The 17,444-nt window shown below is 70.6% G+C and carries 13 protein-coding genes and 1 pseudogene; 6 read left to right on the top strand and 8 right to left on the bottom strand.

The annotated features are described in order from the left end of the window. Positions 1 to 253 precede the first annotated feature (253 nt). Together B1L07_14500 and B1L07_14495 are read left to right on the top strand one after the other, a co-directional pair. Positions 254 to 1,153, top strand: coding sequence for a drug/metabolite exporter YedA (locus tag B1L07_14500; GenBank protein ID AUZ56100.1), 900 nt, complete (start codon positions 254 to 256; stop codon positions 1,151 to 1,153). Continuing rightward, positions 1,150 to 2,061 (top strand): hypothetical protein, encoded by a 912-nt coding sequence (locus B1L07_14495; protein ID AUZ56099.1) that lies wholly within the window; start codon positions 1,150 to 1,152, stop codon positions 2,059 to 2,061. Before B1L07_14500 ends, B1L07_14495 begins: the two co-directional genes overlap by 4 nt. A gap of 40 nt (positions 2,062 to 2,101) precedes the next feature. Here B1L07_14495 and B1L07_14490 read toward each other — a convergent pair whose 3' ends face one another. The 6 genes and pseudogenes from B1L07_14490 to B1L07_14465 all read right to left on the bottom strand — a co-directional run bounded on the left by B1L07_14490 (position 2,102) and on the right by B1L07_14465 (position 11,818). Continuing rightward, the gene (locus B1L07_14490) at positions 2,102 to 3,235 is read right to left on the bottom strand and encodes an alpha/beta hydrolase (protein ID AUZ56098.1); all 1,134 of its coding nucleotides are present in this window, start codon (positions 3,233 to 3,235) and stop codon (positions 2,102 to 2,104) included. A 191-nt stretch (positions 3,236 to 3,426) separates the two neighbouring features. After that, positions 3,427 to 6,282: a TonB-dependent receptor gene (locus B1L07_14485; protein ID AUZ56097.1), complete on the bottom strand. Its 2,856-nt coding sequence runs from the start codon at positions 6,280 to 6,282 to the stop codon at positions 3,427 to 3,429. Positions 6,283 to 6,522: 240 nt separating this feature from the next. Beyond that, positions 6,523 to 7,829: pseudogene (locus B1L07_14480) on the bottom strand (hypothetical protein). Positions 7,830 to 7,839: 10 nt separating this feature from the next. Continuing rightward, entirely contained in the window at positions 7,840 to 9,000 is a 1,161-nt protein-coding gene (locus B1L07_14475) for a hypothetical protein (GenBank protein ID AUZ56096.1), read from the bottom strand. 82 nt (positions 9,001 to 9,082) lie between these two features. Continuing rightward, a complete protein-coding gene (locus tag B1L07_14470) occupies positions 9,083 to 9,769 on the bottom strand; it encodes an ABC transporter ATP-binding protein (GenBank protein AUZ56095.1) in 687 nt (228 codons plus the stop codon). Between the two features lie 798 nt (positions 9,770 to 10,567). Beyond that, positions 10,568 to 11,818: an efflux transporter periplasmic adaptor subunit gene (locus B1L07_14465; GenBank protein ID AUZ56094.1), complete on the bottom strand. Its 1,251-nt coding sequence runs from the start codon at positions 11,816 to 11,818 to the stop codon at positions 10,568 to 10,570. A gap of 203 nt (positions 11,819 to 12,021) precedes the next feature. Between B1L07_14465 and B1L07_14460 the strand changes: the two genes are divergently transcribed. From B1L07_14460 to B1L07_14445, 4 genes are read left to right on the top strand one after another with little or no spacing between them, the layout of a single operon-like run. After that, positions 12,022 to 12,948, top strand: coding sequence for a multidrug ABC transporter ATP-binding protein (locus B1L07_14460; protein AUZ56093.1), 927 nt, complete (start codon positions 12,022 to 12,024; stop codon positions 12,946 to 12,948). Next, positions 12,948 to 13,733, top strand: coding sequence for an ABC transporter permease (locus B1L07_14455; protein AUZ56092.1), 786 nt, complete (start codon positions 12,948 to 12,950; stop codon positions 13,731 to 13,733). Before B1L07_14460 ends, B1L07_14455 begins: the two co-directional genes overlap by 1 nt. Positions 13,734 to 13,748: 15 nt before the next feature. Then, positions 13,749 to 14,960: a two-component sensor histidine kinase gene (locus B1L07_14450; GenBank protein AUZ56091.1), complete on the top strand. Its 1,212-nt coding sequence runs from the start codon at positions 13,749 to 13,751 to the stop codon at positions 14,958 to 14,960. After that, entirely contained in the window at positions 14,957 to 15,559 is a 603-nt protein-coding gene (locus B1L07_14445; GenBank protein AUZ56090.1) for a DNA-binding response regulator, read from the top strand. The genes B1L07_14450 and B1L07_14445 overlap by 4 nt, the downstream gene beginning before the upstream one ends. A 108-nt stretch (positions 15,560 to 15,667) precedes the next feature. On the opposite strand, the gene B1L07_14440 is transcribed toward B1L07_14445, so the two are convergent. Then, positions 15,668 to 16,204, bottom strand: a complete 537-nt coding sequence (locus B1L07_14440) for a cytochrome B (GenBank protein AUZ56089.1) — start codon at positions 16,202 to 16,204, stop codon at positions 15,668 to 15,670. Beyond that, positions 16,201 to 17,307 carry a catalase gene (locus B1L07_14435; protein AUZ56088.1) on the bottom strand — a complete coding sequence of 369 codons (1,107 nt, stop codon included), beginning with the start codon at positions 17,305 to 17,307 and terminating at the stop codon, positions 16,201 to 16,203. The genes B1L07_14440 and B1L07_14435 overlap by 4 nt, the downstream gene beginning before the upstream one ends. Positions 17,308 to 17,444 lie beyond the last annotated feature (137 nt).

Raw genomic sequence — 17,444 nt, 5'->3', positions numbered from 1 at the left:
CACCCGGCGGAACGTGCGCCCGGCTGGCAGGCATCGCGCATGCACGCGGGCGCCTGCGGTTACGGCTCGCTCCACTGGCTGGCGTGCCGCCCGGCGCGGGTGCGCAGGCGCCAATGCGCATCCCGGAAAGTAGCGGCGTGGGCGACGCATGCCGGGGGCCGGCCCCGGCGGATACAGCATGCCGTTTTTCGGGCTGATCGGCGGCGTCGTGGTGCCCTAGAATCCGCATTCCCCGGATGGCGGTACCTGTCCCATGTCTGCGCCCCCCACCACATCGGCTGCTCCACGGAGCGGCCTTGTCGTACTGGCCCTGCTCCTCGTGTACGTGGTCTGGGGTTCGACCTATCTCGGCATCCACCTGGCGCTGGAAGGCGGCATGCCGCCGCTGTCGGTGATCTCCGGTACCCGCTTCGTGATCGCCGGCGGGGTGCTGTACGCGCTGCTGCGCTGGCGCGGCGTGCCCGCGCCGACGCGCGCGCAGTGGCCGACCCTGGCGGTGATGGGCTTCAGCCTGCTGTTCCTCGGCAACGGCATGGTGGTCATGGCCGAGCGCGACGTGTCCTCCGGGCTGGCCGCGGTGGCGGTGGCCTCGGTGCCGTTGTGGATGGCGCTGTTCTCCGCCTTCCGCGGACAGAAGGTGACCGCTGGCGAATGGCTGGGCATCGCGGTCGGTTTCGCCGGCGTGCTGTGGCTCAACGCCGGCAGCAGCCTGACCGCGACCCCGGCCGGGCTGGTGTTCCTGCTGGTGGCACCGCTGGGCTGGGCGGCCGGTTCGATCTGGTCGCGCGGGCGCGACCTGCCGTCGCCGTTCATGACCGCCGCCGCGCAGATGCTGTGCGGTGGCGCGATCCTGGTGGCGGCCGGGCTGCTGCGCGGCGAGCGCATGGACGGGCCGCCATCGCTGCAGGGCGTGCTGGCGGTGGGCTACCTGACCGTGTTCGGTTCGATCGTCGCCTTCACCGCCTACGTGTGGCTGCTGCACAACGTGCGCCCGGTGCTGGCCAGCAGCTATGCCTACGTCAACCCGGTGATCGCGGTGGCGCTGGGCGCGTGGATCGCGCACGAGCGCTTCAGTGCGGCGGACATCGGTGCGATGGCGGTGATCCTGGCCGGCGTCGTAGTCATCACCCTGGCCCGGCTGCGCCGCGCATGACGCCCGCGCACGAGCACCGCAACGGCCTGCTGGCGACCACCCTGGCGTTCGTCATCTGGGGGCTGTTCCCGCTGTACTGGCGGTTGCTGATCGAGGTGCCGTCGTTCCTGATCATCGCCCACCGGGTGATCTGGAGCGCGGTGCTGCTGGTCGGCGGCCTGGCCATCGTGCGTGGCTGGGGCTGGCTGCGCGAGGTGTGGGCCACGCCGCGGCGGTTCTGGCTGCTGGGCCTGTCGAGCCTGCTGATCGGCGCCAACTGGAGCCTGTACATCTGGGCGGTGAATGCCGGCCATGTGGTCGAGACCAGCCTGGGCTACTTCATCAACCCGCTGCTGAGCGTGGTGCTGGGCGTGGTGGTGCTGCGCGAGCGCCTGGGCCGCCTGCAATGGCTGGCGGTGGCGCTGGCGGCGCTGGGCGTGGCCTGGCTGACCTGGCAGAGCGGGCGCGCGCCGTGGATCGCCATCGGGTTGTCCATCACCTTCGGCCTGTACGGACTGCTGCGCAAACTGGTGGTGGTCGAGGCGGTGACCGGGCTGGGCGTGGAAAGCCTGTTCATGCTGGCGCCGGCGCTGGCCTTCGCGCTGTGGGCGGAGAACGGCCATGGCGGCGGCTTCATCTCCGGCTGGGGCTGGCGCAACGACGCGCTGCTGGTGCTGGCCGGCGTGGTCAGCGCGGTGCCACTAATCGCCTTCGCCTACGGCGTGCGCCGCATCCCGTTGTCGGTGGTCGGGCTGCTGCAGTACATCGGCCCGACGCTGCAGTTCCTGATCGGCGTGCTGGTCCTGCACGAACCGTTCGCGTCCTCGCAGCTGGTCGGCTTCGGGTTGATCTGGGCCGGGCTGGCGGTGTTCGCCGTCAACGGCGTGCGTGCGGCCGCGCGCTCACGAACCCGGGCGCCCGCCGCCTAGGCACTGCCGCCCGCCAGGTGGGCCGCGTCGGTGCCGGCGCTCATCGACGGCGCTCCGGCGTGAGCGCTGCCGCGTCCGCCCGGTGCGTCCACCCGGAGGCGGGCGCGGCGGGCAACGGACACGGCCCGCCATCGTTGCCGGCGCGCGCGAACCAGTCCTCGACCACGCCGGAGAGGCGATCCAGCCGCAGCGGCAGGGTCAGGTGGTCCTCGCCCGCCAGTTCCAGGTAGCGCGCGCGTGGCGCGGCGGCGGCCAGCGCGCGGCCCTGCGCCACCGGGATGTGGGCATCGTCGCGGCCGTGCAGCAGCAGCACGCAGGCCGGCACCTGCGCCAGCGCCTGGCCCACGTCCACGCGGTCCAGGTCGAGGCCGAGCCGGCGGTCGGCGGCGGCGATGGCCTCGTCCAGCCCGCTGCCGCCGTACTGCCAGCGCACCAGCGGCAGCGCCAGGTAGTCGCCCAGGCGCTCGGGCGGCCGCGACAGCATGTGCGGCACCATCGCGCGGATCGCCTGGCCGGCGTTGTCGAAGGACTCCATCGCCACCACGCTGCGCAGCCGCGGGCCGAGCTCGCGCGCGGCGAAGATGGCGGTGGCCGCGCCGTAGGACACGCCGAGCAGGTGCACCGGGCCGCTGATCTCGCCGCGGGCATCGAGCGCGCGCAGCGCGGCGGCCACATCCTGGCCCTCGCGCGTGCCGTAGCCGGACGGCGCCTGTCCGGAGCGGCCGTGGTTGCGCAGGTCCAGGGCGATGGTGCGGTAGCCGCCCTGCGCCAGCTGCAGCGCCCACGGCAGCAGCGAGCCGCCGTCCATCATCCAGCCATGCAGCAGGATCACCGTGCCGCGCGGTGCGGCCGGGGCCGCGCCCGCCGCCGGCGCACTGGCCTGCATCGAGAACTCGGGGAAGCGTTCGCCCTGGCCGAGGTAGCGGTAATGCAGGCGGTAGTCGCCCGGATCGAAAGCGAGCCAGTGCAGCGCCACGCCGCCGTCGCCGGGCACCTGGCCCTGGCGGTGCGGCAGGCGCGCGAGCAGGGCATCGATGCGCGCGCTGGGCACCATCGGCGAGGTGCCGCCGGGCGCGGCCAGGCGCGCGCTGAGCGACAGCGGCGGCATCGGCGAAGACAGGGCGAAGCCGGCCAGCATCACGCAGACGCCGGCCAGCGCCAGCGAACGCAGCATGGCGGAGATCCGAAATAGGGGAGGACGCCACGGTAGCGGCTGCGCCGCGGCGGCTCTACCGCGCGGCGATGACAAATGCATGACCGTTGTGTGGTGTTTGGTTTCGCGCCGCGCCGGGCGGGCCGGGCGCCGGAAAAGGCAAAGGCACCTTGCGGTGCCTTTGCCGGTTGCAACGGGTCGGGATCCGGGGATCAGAAGCGCTGCTGGTACTTCATGTACATGAAGCGGCCGATGTCGAAGCCGCCGTAGTAGGTGAAGCTGCTGTTGGGCTGGCTGTACATCACCGGGCCGACGTGCTTGAAGACGTTGTTCACGCCCAGCGACACGGTGCCGTTCCACGGCAGGCTGTAGCGCACCTGCAGGTCATGGAAGGTGTTGGCGCCGACCTTGCGGCTGGGCTGCACGTCGGTGTACGCGGAACGGAAGTCGGGCAGGTTGCACTCCGGGCCGCCATCCAGGTCGTAGGAGCACTTCTCCTTCATGCCCGAGTAGTAGCGCGTGGTCCAGCCGATGCCGAGGTCGCCGTACTGCCAGTCGAGGCTGAGGTTGGAGCGCACGCGGAAGTTGCCGCCCCAGCCGGTGAACTCCTCGACCGGGGTGCTGTCCACGTTGTCGCTCTTGCGCGACAGGTAGTCGACGTAGGTGGTGTTCCAGCTCAGCGCGAAGCGGCCGATGGCCAGTTCCGGCAGGCGGTAGCGCACGCCGAGGTCATAGCCGGCGGTTTCCTGGTAGCCGGCATTGTTGAGCGAGCGGTTCATGCCGCTGACCTGGCCCTTGTTGCTGCCGGAGGTGTAGCGGGTGAAGCGCGAGCATGCCGAGGCGATGCCCTGCACGTAGCACTGGTTGAGGATGTCGGTGGCCGACTCGCCGACGATGACGTTGTCGATGCGGATCTTCCACCAGTCCAGGCTCAGGTCCAGGCCGCCGACGAAGTCCGGGCTGTAGACCACGCCCACGGTCCAGGTCTTGGCGGTCTCGGGCTTCAGGTCCGGGTTGGAGCCGGAGGTGAAGTCGGTCACCGCCTGCACGCCGGAGGTGCTGGCCAGTTCGCCGTCGCCGGTCTTCTGGCGGAAGCCGCCGCCCAGGCCGGCGGCGGTGCAGCGCGCGGCCACTTCGGCATTGCGCGCGGCGGCGCCGAACGCGCGGTCGCACGGGTCGGTGATGCGGTCGCGGGTGGTCACCGTGCCGCCGTACAGGTCATCCACGGTGGGCGCGCGGAAGCCGGTGCCGTAGGTGGCGCGGACCAGCAGGTCGTCGACCGGCTTCCACTTCAGGCCGAACTTGCCGTTGGTGGTGCCGCCGAAGTTGTCGTAGTCCGAGTAGCGCCCGGCCACGTCCAGCGACAGCTCGCGCGCGAACGGCAGGTCGGCCAGCAGCGGCACCTGCAGTTCCAGGTAGACCTCGTCCAGCGTGTAGTCGCCACGGGTCGGCTGGCCGCTGGTGCCGGCGATCTCGCCGTTCTGCACCATCAGGTCCGGGGTGTAGCTGGCTTCCTCGCTGCGGTGCTCCACGCCCATCGCGGCCATGATGTCGCCGGCCGGCAGGCTGAACAGCGAGCCGGAGAGGTTGGCGCTGACCACCTTGGTGGTGCTCTGGATGTCATCGACGAAGCTGCGGAACAGGTAGTCGCGCACGGCCGGGTCGCCGCTGAGCGAGCCGGGGCTGTTGCTGCCCATCGGCGCCAGCGGGTTCCACGGCACGCAGCCCTGGATCACGTTGTCCGGGGTGCCGCAGCGGGCCACGCCGTTGGCATCGATGAAGGAGGCGCCCACCGCCTTGTTGACGTTGGGCTGGTACATGCTCTGCAGCGTGCGGCGCTCGCCCTCGTTGCGGTTGAACATGTAGCCCACGTTCCAGTCCCAGAAGCGCGAACCGGTCTCGAAGCTGCCTTCCAGGCCGACGCTGGCGCGCTTGGTGGTCAGGCTGTTGTTGGTCGCGCGCGGGAACTCCTCGGTGCGGTGCGAGAACAGCACGTCCTTGCCCCAGTGGTTGAACGCACTGTCCTTGGACAGCATAGCGCGGGCGCCGCTGGCGGCCTGTGCCGAGGACACCGAGTACGGGTAGCCGGCCAGTTGCTTGACCGACTCGCGCTCGCTGTACAGCACGTCGGCGACCACGCGCAGGTCGTCGCTGATCTGGAAGCCGCCGTTGGCGAACGCCGAGCGGCGCTCCAGGCCCGACAGCAGCGTCATGTTGGTCTTGGTGTTGGCGTAGGCCGAGCGGTCGAGCGGCTTGAAGTCCTCCACCTTGGACGGGTCGCCACCGGGGCCGACGCTGAGCACCTTGCCATCGACCGTGACCGAACCCCAGGCGGTGGTGCCGTTGAGGCCGTCGGTCGGGTGGTAGGGGCCGTTCGGATAGGCGGTGAACTCGCGTGCGCCGCCCAGCACCGGGTCTTCCTTCACCTTCTCGGCGCCGATGGTGACCCAGCCGCGCGCGAACGTCTTGCCCCAGGTGGCGCTGTAGGAACGCTTCTGGCCGTCGCCTTCGCCGTACTGGCCGACATAGGCGTTGGCCTGGCCGCCGTCGAAGTTCTTGCGGGTGATGATGTTGACCACGCCGGCGATGGCGTCCGAGCCGTACAGCGCCGAGGCGCCGTCGGTCAGCACTTCAACGCGCTCGACGATCGCCGACGGGATCGAACCCACGTCGGAGTAGCCACCGGCGCTCACGCCCATGCGGCGGCCGTCGACCAGCACCAGGCTGCGCTCCGGGCCGAGGTTGCGCAGGCTGACGAACATGCCGCCGTAATCGCGCGCCGAGGACAGCGCCGAGGCGCGGCTCAGCGCCGGCGCGCCGGCCGCGGTGACGTCCTGCAGGATGTCGGCGACGTTGACGTAGCCCTTCTTCTCGATCTCGGCGCGGCTCAGCGCGATGACCGGCTTGGCGGTCTCGACGCTGGCCTGGCGGATGCGCGAGCCGGTGATCTCGACGCGGTCCAGGGTGGTGGTGCCGTCATTGCCGGACTGCGCCAAGGCGGGGGCGCTGCATGCGTTGGCCAGGGCCAGCGCGATGGCGGAGCGAAGCGGGGTCGACTTCAGGTACATCGGTTTTCCTTTACTGACTACGAAAAAAAGCGCCCGGGAAGGGCGCCCTGAACAGATGCGATCACCGTTGGGGGAGGGACGCGGCATCCGTGCCATGCAGCTGCGCTGCCCGCCGGGCTTCCAGCGGGCGCGCATCATGGACCAAACGGATCGATGCGTGAAGAGGCAAACTCCGCCATTGCCGGCCGATCGCCGTAGTCGCCAAAGGGGCGGCGCGCGCACGCGCCGCCACCGTGGCCGTCAGGTCTCGCGCAGCGCGGTGGTGATCGGCAGCCGCGCCGCGCGCAACGCCGGGAACAGGCCGCCGACCAGGCCGATGCCCAGTGCCCACTTCAGCCCGCTCCACAGCAGCTCGGGCGAGACGTGGAACTTGAACACCACCGCGCTGAAATTGCTGCCGATGGTGGACACGCTGTAGCCGTTGAACACCAGCCACGCCACCGCGCAGCCGAGCAGGCCGCCGACCAGCGCCAGCAGCATGGTCTCGAGCATCACCGCTGTCACCACCGGCAGGCCGCGGAAGCCGATCGCGCGCATGGTGGCGATCTCGCGGGCACGGGTGGCCACGGCCGCGTACATGGTGTTGAGCGCGCCGAACACCGCGCCGATGGCCATGATCGCGCCGATCACCTTGCCGAGGATGCTGATCAGCGTGTTCAACCCGCCGCCCTGCTTGCGGTAGTAGGCGCGGGTGGTCTCCACGTCCAGCTTCAGCCGCGGGTCGGCCGCCACCGCCGCCTTGAACTGCTCGAAGCCGGGCTTGCCCTCGGTACGCACGCTGATCGACTGGTAGGCGCCACGCTGGTAGGTAGTGGCCAGGGTCTGCACGTCGGTCCACAGCTCCGAATCGTGCGCGTCGCCGGAGGCGAACACGCCCACCACCGTCCACGCCTGGTTGCCCAGGGTGAGGGTCTTGCCCACTTCCATGTCACGGAACTGGCCCTGCGCGCCCTCGCCGACCACGATCTCGCGCAGGCCCGGCTTGAACGGGCGGCCCTTCACGATCCTGACTTTGTCGTGCACCGCCCAGCCCATGTCGCCGACGCCGCGGAACTGTGCGTTGACGTCGGTGCCGTCGGCACGCGAGACCAGGCTGACCACCTGCGACAGCTCGGCCGACAGCAGCGGCCGCCCCTGCGCGTCGCGCGCCACCCCGGCAGCGTGCCCAGCAGCGGCACCTGGTCGCGGGTGATGACTGAGTTGGTCTCGGCCTGCGAGCCGCCGCGCAGCACGATCGCGGTGGTGTCATCGCCCGTGCTGTTGAGCGTGGCCTGGAAGCCTTCGCCCATCGCCAGCATCGCCACCAGCACCCCGACCACGCCGGCGATGCCGACCACGATCACCGACGACGCGCCCCAGCGCTGCGGCAGGCTGGAAATGCCGATGCGGGTGGCGGCCAGCGCCAGCCGCCCGCTGCGGGTGAGCGGCAGCCACAATGCGATGGCGACCGCCACGGCCAGCACGCCGACCCAGGGCAGGGTGATCCAGATGCCCAGGCCAATGGCGAGCACCAGCACCACCAGTGCGTTTGCAATGAACTTCTTCATGGCTCTCTCCTCAGCGCCCGGCCAGTGCGTCGACGATCTTCAGCCGCTTGGCGCGCAGCGCCGGCAGCACGCCCACCACCAGGCCGATCAGCACGATCAGCCCCAGACCCATGAACCAGGTCTGCAGTGGTACCTGCGGCGGCAGCATGCCCATGGTCTTGGGGGCCATCAGCGGCAGTGCCAGCGCCGCCAGGCTAAGACCGAGGGCGCCGCCCAGGCCGACCAGCAGCACCGATTCGACCATCACCAGCATCAGCACGGTGCCGTCCTTGAAGCCCAGCGTCTTGAGCGTGGCCAGCTCCGGGATGCGCTCGCGCACCGCCTGCGCCATGGTGTTGCCGGTCAACAGCAGCAGGGTGAAGAACACCGCGCCCATGATCGAGGTGACGATCATGCCGATGTCGGCGAACTGCTTGATGAAGGCCTGCTGGAACGCCGACTCGGTCTGGCTCTTGGTCTCGTGGTCGGAATTGGCCGAGATCGCGTCGATCGCCTGGGCCACGCGCGAGGCGTGGTCGGCATTGTCCAGCGTGACCGTGTACCAGCTCACCTGGTTCTTGATGTAGTCGTTGGATTCGTCGAAGTACTTCCAGTTCATCATCAACTGGCGCTCGTCGTTGGCGGCGGTGGCGGTGTTCTTCGAGTGGAAAACGCCCACCAGCTGCAACGGCCAGTCGTTGCTGCCGCCACGCGGGAAGATCGTGGCCTGCAGCGGGATGGTGTCGCCGATCTTCCAGCCGAACTGATTGGCCAGCGTCGCGCCGACGATGGCACCGGTGCGGGTGTTGTGGAACGCGTCCAGCTGCTCCTTCGGGATCTCGAACTCACGGTAGACGTCGAAATAGTTGGGCGCCACCGAGAAGTTGGGGAAGAAGTTCTTCGGGTCCTGGTAGATGCCGCCGAACCACATGCCGTAGGTGACGTCGCGCACGCCCTGTACCTGGCGGATCTGTGATTCCAGGCGGATCGGCAACGACTGGGTGATCGACAGCCGCGAGGCGACGACCAGGCGGTTGGCGCCGGCCACGCTGCTGCCGCCGCTGCTGAAGGCCACGCGGACCGAATCGAGCATGCCGAACAGCAGGAATGCGGTGACCACCGACAGCAGCGTGAACAGGGTGCGGGTGCGGCTGCGGAACAGCTGCGCCCAGATCAGCGAGAAGTACTTCATGGCCTGCCCTCCTGCGCGCCGTGGCGCGGGCGGCGGTGCGCCGAAGCGCAGCGATCGTGTCGAATGTTCATGGCCGGCTCCTTCAGTGCACCGGGGCGTCGACCAGCTCGCCCTTGTCCAGATGCACGGTGTGGGTGGCGTACTCGGCCGCCTTCGGGTCATGGGTGACCATGATGATGGTCTTGCCGTGCTCGCGGTTGAGCAGCTGCAGCAGGCCCAGCACCTCCTCGGCACTCTGCCGGTCGAGGTCGCCGGTGGGCTCGTCGCAGATCAGGAACATCGGGTCGGAGACGATGGCGCGGGCGATGGCCACGCGCTGCTGCTGGCCGCCGGACAGCTCGTTGGGGCGATGGTCGCGGCGGTCGGCCAGGCCGACCAGGGCCAGCGCGATCTGCGCGCGGCGCCTGCGTTCGCCGGCCGACAGGTTGGTCAGCAGCAGCGGCAGCTCCACGTTCTTCTGCGCGGTGAGCATCGGCATCAGGTTGTAGAACTGGAACACGAAGCCAACGTGGTGGCTGCGCCAGGTCGAAAGCTGGCCGGCGCCGAGCTGGTCGATGCGCTGGCCTTCGATGGCGATCTCGCCGCCGCTGGGCGTGTCCAGTCCGCCGATCAGGTTGAGCAGTGTGGTCTTGCCCGAACCGGACGGACCCATCAGCGCGACGAAGTCGCCGCGGTCGATGTCCAGGTCGATGCCGTGCAGCACCTGCACCTTCTCGGGGCCGCGCTGGTAGGTCTTGGTGATGTTGCGGAGGGTGACGAGGGCGGTCATGGGTGGTCCTCTGCGGGTAATGCGGTGGGTGGCGCTGCCGCGCCGTTCTGCTTTTTTCTCCCGCGTGGGCGGGAGCGGTGAATGGGGCGATGCTTGGGCGGTTGCGGTTGCGGTTGCGGTTGCGGTTGCGGTTGCTTTTGCAGTTTTCTTTTGACTTCTTCAGGCCGTAGAGCGGGCCGTCCCCCTGGCCCGCGAGGAGCGCAGGGAACCGGCGGGCGCAGCCCGGCGGGCCCCAAAGGAGGAGCGAAAGCTCCTGATCCTGCTTGAGCCGTTGCTTGGGGCTTTGCTTTGGAAAGAAACAACAACCCAAGCGAGAGCTTGAAAGCAGGGCTGTCACTCCTGCTTCGCAGGAGCGAGTCACTTCTCTTTGCTCGTGCAAAGAGAAGTAACCAAGAGAAAGCACGCCCTGCCTACGCGCCCGACGCGCTACGCGCGCCGGGTCCACTCCGACGGCGGGATTTTTCGACGAGACATCCCTGTCTCGTCGAAAAACGACGTGCATCCATGCACGTCGCCCTTCGGGTTTTTCCCGCCGGCTCCGTCGCTGCGGAAGGGGGCCGGAAATCAAAAGCGAGAGCAGAGTCACGAGCAACAGCAACAGCAACAGCAACCGCGGAGATCAGTTTTCAGGCCCCTCGCCCTCCGGGGGAGAAGGCGCGGGCTGCGTGCCACTGGCGCGTGTCCTGGAGCGGGGCTTGCGGTGAGGGGCGATGGAGCCCGGACGGATCAGCCACCCCCGGCGCCGTGCGTCCTCATCCGCCATCCGGGCACCTTCTCCCCCGGGAGAAGGGCGCCCGGTCATTGCGCCGCGTCGCTGGCCAGTGCCACCTTGTCGCCGTCCTTCAGTGTCGGCGGCGGGTTCACCACCACCGTCTGTCCCGCCGACAGGCCCGACAGCACCTGCCGGTCCTTGCCCATTTCCATGCCGGTCTTCAGCGCCTGCGCCTGCACCGTGTCGTCGCCGCCGACCACGAACGCCACCGTGTCCTGCCCGCGCTGCACGATCGCCGTCGCCGGCACGCGCACGCCCTCGGGCTTCTTCTCACCGGCGGCCGCCGGCTTTTCCAGGAAGCTCACCCGCACGCCCATCTCCGGCACGATGCGCGGGTCCTTCACCTTCAGCGCCACGCGCACCTTGACCGTGGCCTTGCCGCGGTCGGCGGTGGGGATGATGGCGATCACTTCGGCCGGGATCTTCCAGTCCGGGTAGGCGTTGAGCACGGCTTCGACCGGCATCTTCGGCTGCACGCGGCCGATGTAGGCCTCGCCCACCTCGACTTCGATCTCCAGCGAATCCATGTCGACGATGGTGCCGATGCCGGTGCGGGTGAAGCCGCCGCCGGCCGACAGCGGCGAGACGATCTCGCCCGGCTGCGCGGCCTTGGCGGTGACCACGCCGGCGAACGGCGCGCGCACCACGTTGTTGTCCACGCCCAGGTCGGCGATGGCCAGCGCGTCGCGGGCGACGGTGGCGTTGTGGCGGGCGGTGGCCAGCTGCGCGCGCAGGCTGTCGCGCTGGGCCACGGACTGGTCGTACTGCGAGCGCGACACCAGCTGCCGGCCGACCAGCTGCTGCAGGCGCTGGGCGTCGGCCTCGGCCTGGCGCAACTGCGCCTGCAGGCCTTCGACCTGGCTGCGCGCGGCGTCGAGCTGGGCGGCGTTGAGCGCGCGCTGCGCGTTGGCGTCGATCGGGTCGAGGGTGGCCATGACCTGGCCCTCCTCCACGCGCATGCCTTCTTCGATCATCACCTCGCGCACCTTGCCGGTGATCTTGGCCGACACGGTGGCCATGCGCCGCGCCACCACGTAGCCGCTGGCGTCGAGCACCGAGGCACTGGCGCTGTCCTGGCCGATGGCGACCACCGCTGCGGTCTCCACCACCACCGGCTTGCCACGGCTGAAGAAAATGCCGGCGACGACCGCGAGCACCAGCAGCGCCAGCAGCCCCAGCACCCACCACAGCCAGCGGCGCGGGGCGGCGGGGCCGGTCGGCGGCGGCGCCGAGCGGTCGATGCGGAGTTCCTTGAGCAGGTCGGCGGAGGTGTTCATCGGTACCGGAACGGGAGGCGGGAAGAAGTGACGGAAGGTAACCCAAACCGGCGCTGGCGGGCGGCCGGTGGCGGGGACCGATTCTAGGTGGCGCGCCTGCAGCGCGCAGGTGACGGGTGTCACCCGCCTGGCCTGACCGCCGCCACTGCGCGCCGGCGGCGCGGCTGGATACCGTGGCGCCATCGATCAGCGGAGGTGGGTGGATGGACACGAGGGGGCAAGTACTGGCGAGCCTGCGCGGGGTGCGCAAGCGCTATGGCGCGCTGCAGGCGCTCGATGGCGTGGACCTGGACCTGCATGCCGGGCAGGTGCTGGCCTTGCTTGGGCCCAACGGCGCCGGCAAGACCACCACCATCGGCCTGCTGCTGGGCCTGCTGCGCGCCGACGCCGGCCAGGTGCGCCTGTTCGGGCGGGACCCGCAGCAGGTGGGGTCACGTCGCGGCATCGGCGTGATGCTGCAGGACGCGGCCCTGCCGCCGACGCTGAAGGTCGGCGAGCTGCTGCGGCTGACTGCCAGCTACTACCCGGCGCCGCGGCCGCTGGCCGGGAGCGCGGCGCTGGCCGGGATCGAGGATCTGCTCGGGCGGCCCTACGGCAAGCTGTCCGGCGGCCAGCAGCGGCGCGTGCAGTTCGCCATCGCGTTGTGCGGGCGCCCGCGGCTGCTGTTCCTGGACGAGCCCACGGTGGGCCTGGACCTGCCGGCGCGGCAGCGGCTGTGGGCCGCCGTGCGCACGCTGGCCGGCGAAGGCGTGGGCGTGGTGTTGACCACGCATTATCTGGAGGAGGCCGGGCACCTGGCCGACCGCGTCTGCGTGCTCATGCGCGGGCGCATCGTCAGCGACGGCAGCGTCGACGCGCTGCGCGCCCGGGTACAGACGCGCCGCATCCGCTGCCGGTCCACGCTCGCGGCCAGCGCCGTGGCCGGCTGGCCCGGCGTACGCCAGGTCGATCACGATGGCACCTGGCTGCAGGTCTCCAGCGACCAGGTGGAAACCGTGGTGCGGCGCCTGCTCGAGGCCGATCCGGCACTGGCCGGCCTGGAAGTGCAGGCCGCCGGCCTGGACGAGGCGTTCTGCGACCTGACCCGCGACGACCGCGTCGCCTGCTCCGTTCTGCGCGAGGCCGCCTGATGGACACCCTGCCTGCCTGTTCCGCCGTCCAGCCGCCGATGCCGCGCGGCCGCGTGGTTGCCGCCTACCTGCAGGAGACGCGCGCCGAATGCCTGCGTTACCTGCGCAGCCCGTCGTTCCTGCTGCCGACGCTGCTGTTCCCGGCGGTGTTCTTCGTGATGTTCGCGGTGGTGCTGGGCGGCCGCGGCGCGGCCGAGGCGCCGCGCTTCCTGCTGGCGTCGTATTCCACTTTCGGGGTGATGGCGCCGGGCCTGTTCGGCTTCGGCATGTCGCTGGCGCTGGAGCGCGACAACGGCCTGCTCACCCTCAAGCGCGCGCTGCCGATGCCGCCGGCCGCCTACCTGCTCGGCAAGACCGCGATGGCGATGCTGATGGCGGCGCTGATCACCTGCCTGCTGCAGGCGCTGGGGCTGACCCTGGCGCACGTGCAGCTGCAGGCGGCGCAGATGCTGCGGCTGGCGCTGGTCTGCATCCTCGGCGCGGTGCCGTTCTGCGCGCTGGGGCTGTTGCTGGGCACCCTGGTCAAGGGCCAGGGCGCGCCGGCCATGGTCAACCTGCTGTACCTGCCCATGGCGTTCCTGTCCGGGTTGTGGTTCCCGTTGCAGATGCTGCCGCCGCTGCTGCGCGCGCAGGCGCCGCTGTGGCCCAGCTACCACCTCAACGCGCTGGCGCAGTCGGCGCTGGGCCTGGGCACCGGCGGCGCCGGACCGCACGTGCTGTGGCTGGCCGGGTTCACCGCCGTGGTCTTGGCGCTGGCCGTGCACCGCCTGCGCCGCCATGGCTGATGGCATCATCGACGCCTGCGCGACAGGAACCGCCTCGTGAACCACCGCCATATCCCCGCCTGGCTGACGCCCGCCCCCGATTCGGTGGTGGCCGACAACCTCAAGCTCGGCAAATGGCCGTGGATCGACGCGGTGCACCTGCTGTGGACGGTGTGGGTGTTCCTCACGCCGATGTTCGGCGGCGGCTTCACCCTGCGCTGGGTGCTGATCACGCTGTGGTCGTACCCGCTGTTCCTGGTGCTGTTCGTGATGACCCTGGTGGCGTCGCGGCGCAACGCACCGCTGTTCGCGCTGGCGATGATCGTGCTGTCCATGGCGCTGCTGCGCAGCTATCCGTCGGGCATGAACTACTTCGTGTTCGGCTGCGTGATGCTGCGCTCCAACCGCTGCATCAGCGTGCGCCGCTACCTGCTGGAGCTGGCGCTGCTCAACACCGGCTTCGTCGCGCTGGCCGCGTGGATCGGTTACCCGTGGCAGGTCGTCGCCTGGATCCCGGCCTTGACCGTGATCATCGGCCTGATCGTCAACGTCGAGCGCGCCAGCAGCGAGAAGGACGCCGCGCTGCGGCTGTCGCACGAGGAGGTGCGCCGGCTGGCGGCCACCGCCGAGCGCGAGCGCATCGGCCGCGACCTGCACGACCTGCTCGGGCACACGCTGTCGCTGATCACGCTGAAAATGGAGCTGTCGCGCAAGCTGTTCGAGCGCGACCCGGCGCGTTCGCGGCGTGAGCTGGCCGAGGCCGAGCAGATCGCGCGCGACGCGCTGGCGCAGGTGCGCAGCGCCGTCACCGGCTTCCGCGCCGCCGACATGGCCGCCGAGCTGGCCTCGGCGCACCTGCTGCTGGAGTCCTCGCGGGTGCACCTGCGGCACACACCCCCACCGCCCATGCCGGCCTGGATCGAATGCGGGCTGGCCATGGTGCTGCGCGAAGCGGTCACCAACATCGCCCGCCACGCGCAGGCCAGCGAGGCGCTGATCGCGCTGCGGGTGGAGGACGGGGCGGTGGTGCTGGAGGTGGCCGATGACGGCCGCGGCGGCGTATCCGCCAACGGCAACGGCCTGGCCGGCATGCGCGAACGGGTGGCGGCACTGGGCGGCAGCCTGCGCATCGACTCGCCGCGCGGCGGCGGCACGCGGCTGGCGGTAACCGTGCCGCTCGGCGAACCGGGCGCCGCCCCCGGCACCGCGCCCGAGGCACCCACACCGGCAATGGAGGCGCGCGCATGATCCGCATCCTGCTGGCCGAAGACCAGGCCATGGTGCGCGGCGCCTTGTCGGCGCTGCTGAACCTGGAACTGGACATCGAGGTGGTGGGCACCGCGGCCGACGGCGAGGCGGCGTGGCGCGAGCTGCAGCGGCTGGCCCCGGACGTGCTGGTCACCGATATCGAGATGCCGGGGCTGACCGGGCTGGAGCTGGCCCAGCGTGTGCAGCGCCATGGGCTGGCGGCGAAAGTGGTGATCGTCACCACCTTCGCCCGCGGCGGCTTCCTGCGCCGCGCCCTGGACGCCGGGGTGCAGGGCTACCTGCTGAAGGACGCACCGGCGGAAAAGCTGGCCGAGGCCCTGCGCCAGGTGCACCGCGGCGGCCGCGCCATCGATCCGCAACTGGCGGTGGAAGCCTGGTCCGAGGCCGACCCGCTCAACGACCGCGAGCGCCAGGTGCTGCGGCTGGCGGGCGAGGGCCGCTCGGCCAACGAGATCGCCGAACAGCTCGGGCTGTCGCACGGCACCGTGCGCAATTACCTGTCCGACTGCATCGGCAAGCTGGGCGTGGCCAATCGCATCGAGGCGCACCGGCTGGCACGGCAGAAGGGCTGGTTGTAGTCGGGATCCGCCGCCACCGGTCGCCAGGTGGCGATACCTGAGGCGGCGGCAGCGCGAGGCTTTCCGCGGCGCCGCGCGGTGTGGACGCCCACGCCGCGCGGGGGAACCTCAGTCCCTGCCGCGGGCCATCGCCTGGAACACGCCGTCGCGGCGCACCCACAGGTGGAACAGCGCCGCGCCGACGTGCGCCAGCACCGTGGCGAACAGCGCATAGGCCAGCACGCCGTGGGCAGCGCGCAGCGCCGCGTACAGCGCCGGCGTATGCGGCATGATCGCCGGCAGGTGCACGCCGCCCCACAGCACGATGGGATAGCCGCCGGCCGACAGCATGGCCCAGCCGATCAGCGGCATCGCCAGCATCAGCGCGTACAGCACCGCGTGCGAGGCCCTGGCCGCCAGTGCCTGCCATGGCGGCAGGTCCGCCGGCAGCGGTGGCGGGCGGTGGCGCAGCCGGTTGTACAGGCGCAGCAGCGCCAGCACGCCGATGGCGATGCCCAGCGGGCGGTGCAGGTCGATCAGCAGCGGCCGCAGGTGCAGCGAAGCGACCATGCTCACGCCGATGAACAGCATGGCCACGATCATCAGCGCCATGGACCAGTGCAGCACCCGCGCCAGCAGGTTGAAATGGCCGTTGCCGGTGCTCATCGCGTGGCCTCCCGCGGCTGCGCCGGGGCGCCGGCGGCGCGTTCGCGCTCGCGGCGGTTGAACGACTGCGAATAGATCGCCGAGCGTGCCGCCAGCACCGGGTCATCGCTGCCGCGCATGCCGGTGGGCAGGATCAGCGGGTCGAAGTTCAGTTCGCCGCAGGCGCCCTGTTCCTGCGACTGCATGTGCTCCAGGCTGAGTACGCCGGCCATCACTTCCGGACGCGACGCCGGCCACGGCACCGAGGGATCGTCGACCGCATCGCCGGGGCCGGCGAGGCTGACCACCAGGTTCCAGCGCAGCGGACCGGCCGCCAGCCGGCGCTGCAGGTCCTGGCTGAGGAAATCCGCGTCCGCGTGCTTGCGCGCCTGTGCGTCGAGCTCGACCACCGGCGCCTGCGGCTGCCAGCGCCAGCGCACAGCACGCGCCTGGCCCTGCGCATTGGTGAACCAGAAGCTGTTGATGCCGTTGAACGTGGTGTTGGCCCAGCTGTCGGTCCACGGCGCGGTCCGCGCCCACTGCTGGAACGCCTGCGCGCTGGGGTATTTCGCCAGCACCGCGGCCATTTTCGCCGGGTCCGGCTTGCCGGTGGCCGGATCCGGCACCTGCGCACGGGTCTGTTCGTAGAAGGCCTCGGGCGTGGGCACCGCGAAGAACGGGAAACTGTTCATCGCCATCCGCCATTCCTGGCCATCGTCGCTGGCCAGGCGCAGGGCGATGCTGCGCACCCGCGCATTGCCGTCGGCGCCATGCGGATCGCCGCCGCCGATCGACAGCCGGCCGAGCACCGGCACCCGCGGCTGCGTGAACACGCGCGCCCGCGACAGCGACGGCGCCTGCGCGCTGGGTTCGAACCAGCCGCTCACGCACACGCCCTTGCTGTGCGCGCGGCGGAAGCCGGGATGGGCCGCGCCGGTCGCCTCGATGGTGTCGGTGAAACGCTGCGCGGTCAGCCGTTCGCGGCCGATCCAGCCGGCCAGCCAGGCAAAGGTCAGCGCGGCGGCACCCAGGATCAGCGCGATCAGCGCGATCCAGGGCAAGGCGGTGTGGCGGCCGGGCGGCTGTGGATCCTGGCCTGCAGGGGTAGGGGGGAGCAGTGGCATGTCGCGGTCCTGCCTGGGTCGAGCATGGGAAGGGCCCGCACATCGTCGCAGAACCGGGCAGCCGGAAAAATTCAATTTTTCGTCAGATATTCCCCGCCCCGGGCAGCGCCGGCCGGACCGCTCCGGCCGGCAGTGCC

This window comes from Stenotrophomonas acidaminiphila (genome assembly GCA_002951995.1).
Taxonomy (GTDB): domain Bacteria; phylum Pseudomonadota; class Gammaproteobacteria; order Xanthomonadales; family Xanthomonadaceae; genus Stenotrophomonas; species Stenotrophomonas acidaminiphila_A.
This window is presented reverse-complemented; position numbering and strand designations above follow the sequence as displayed.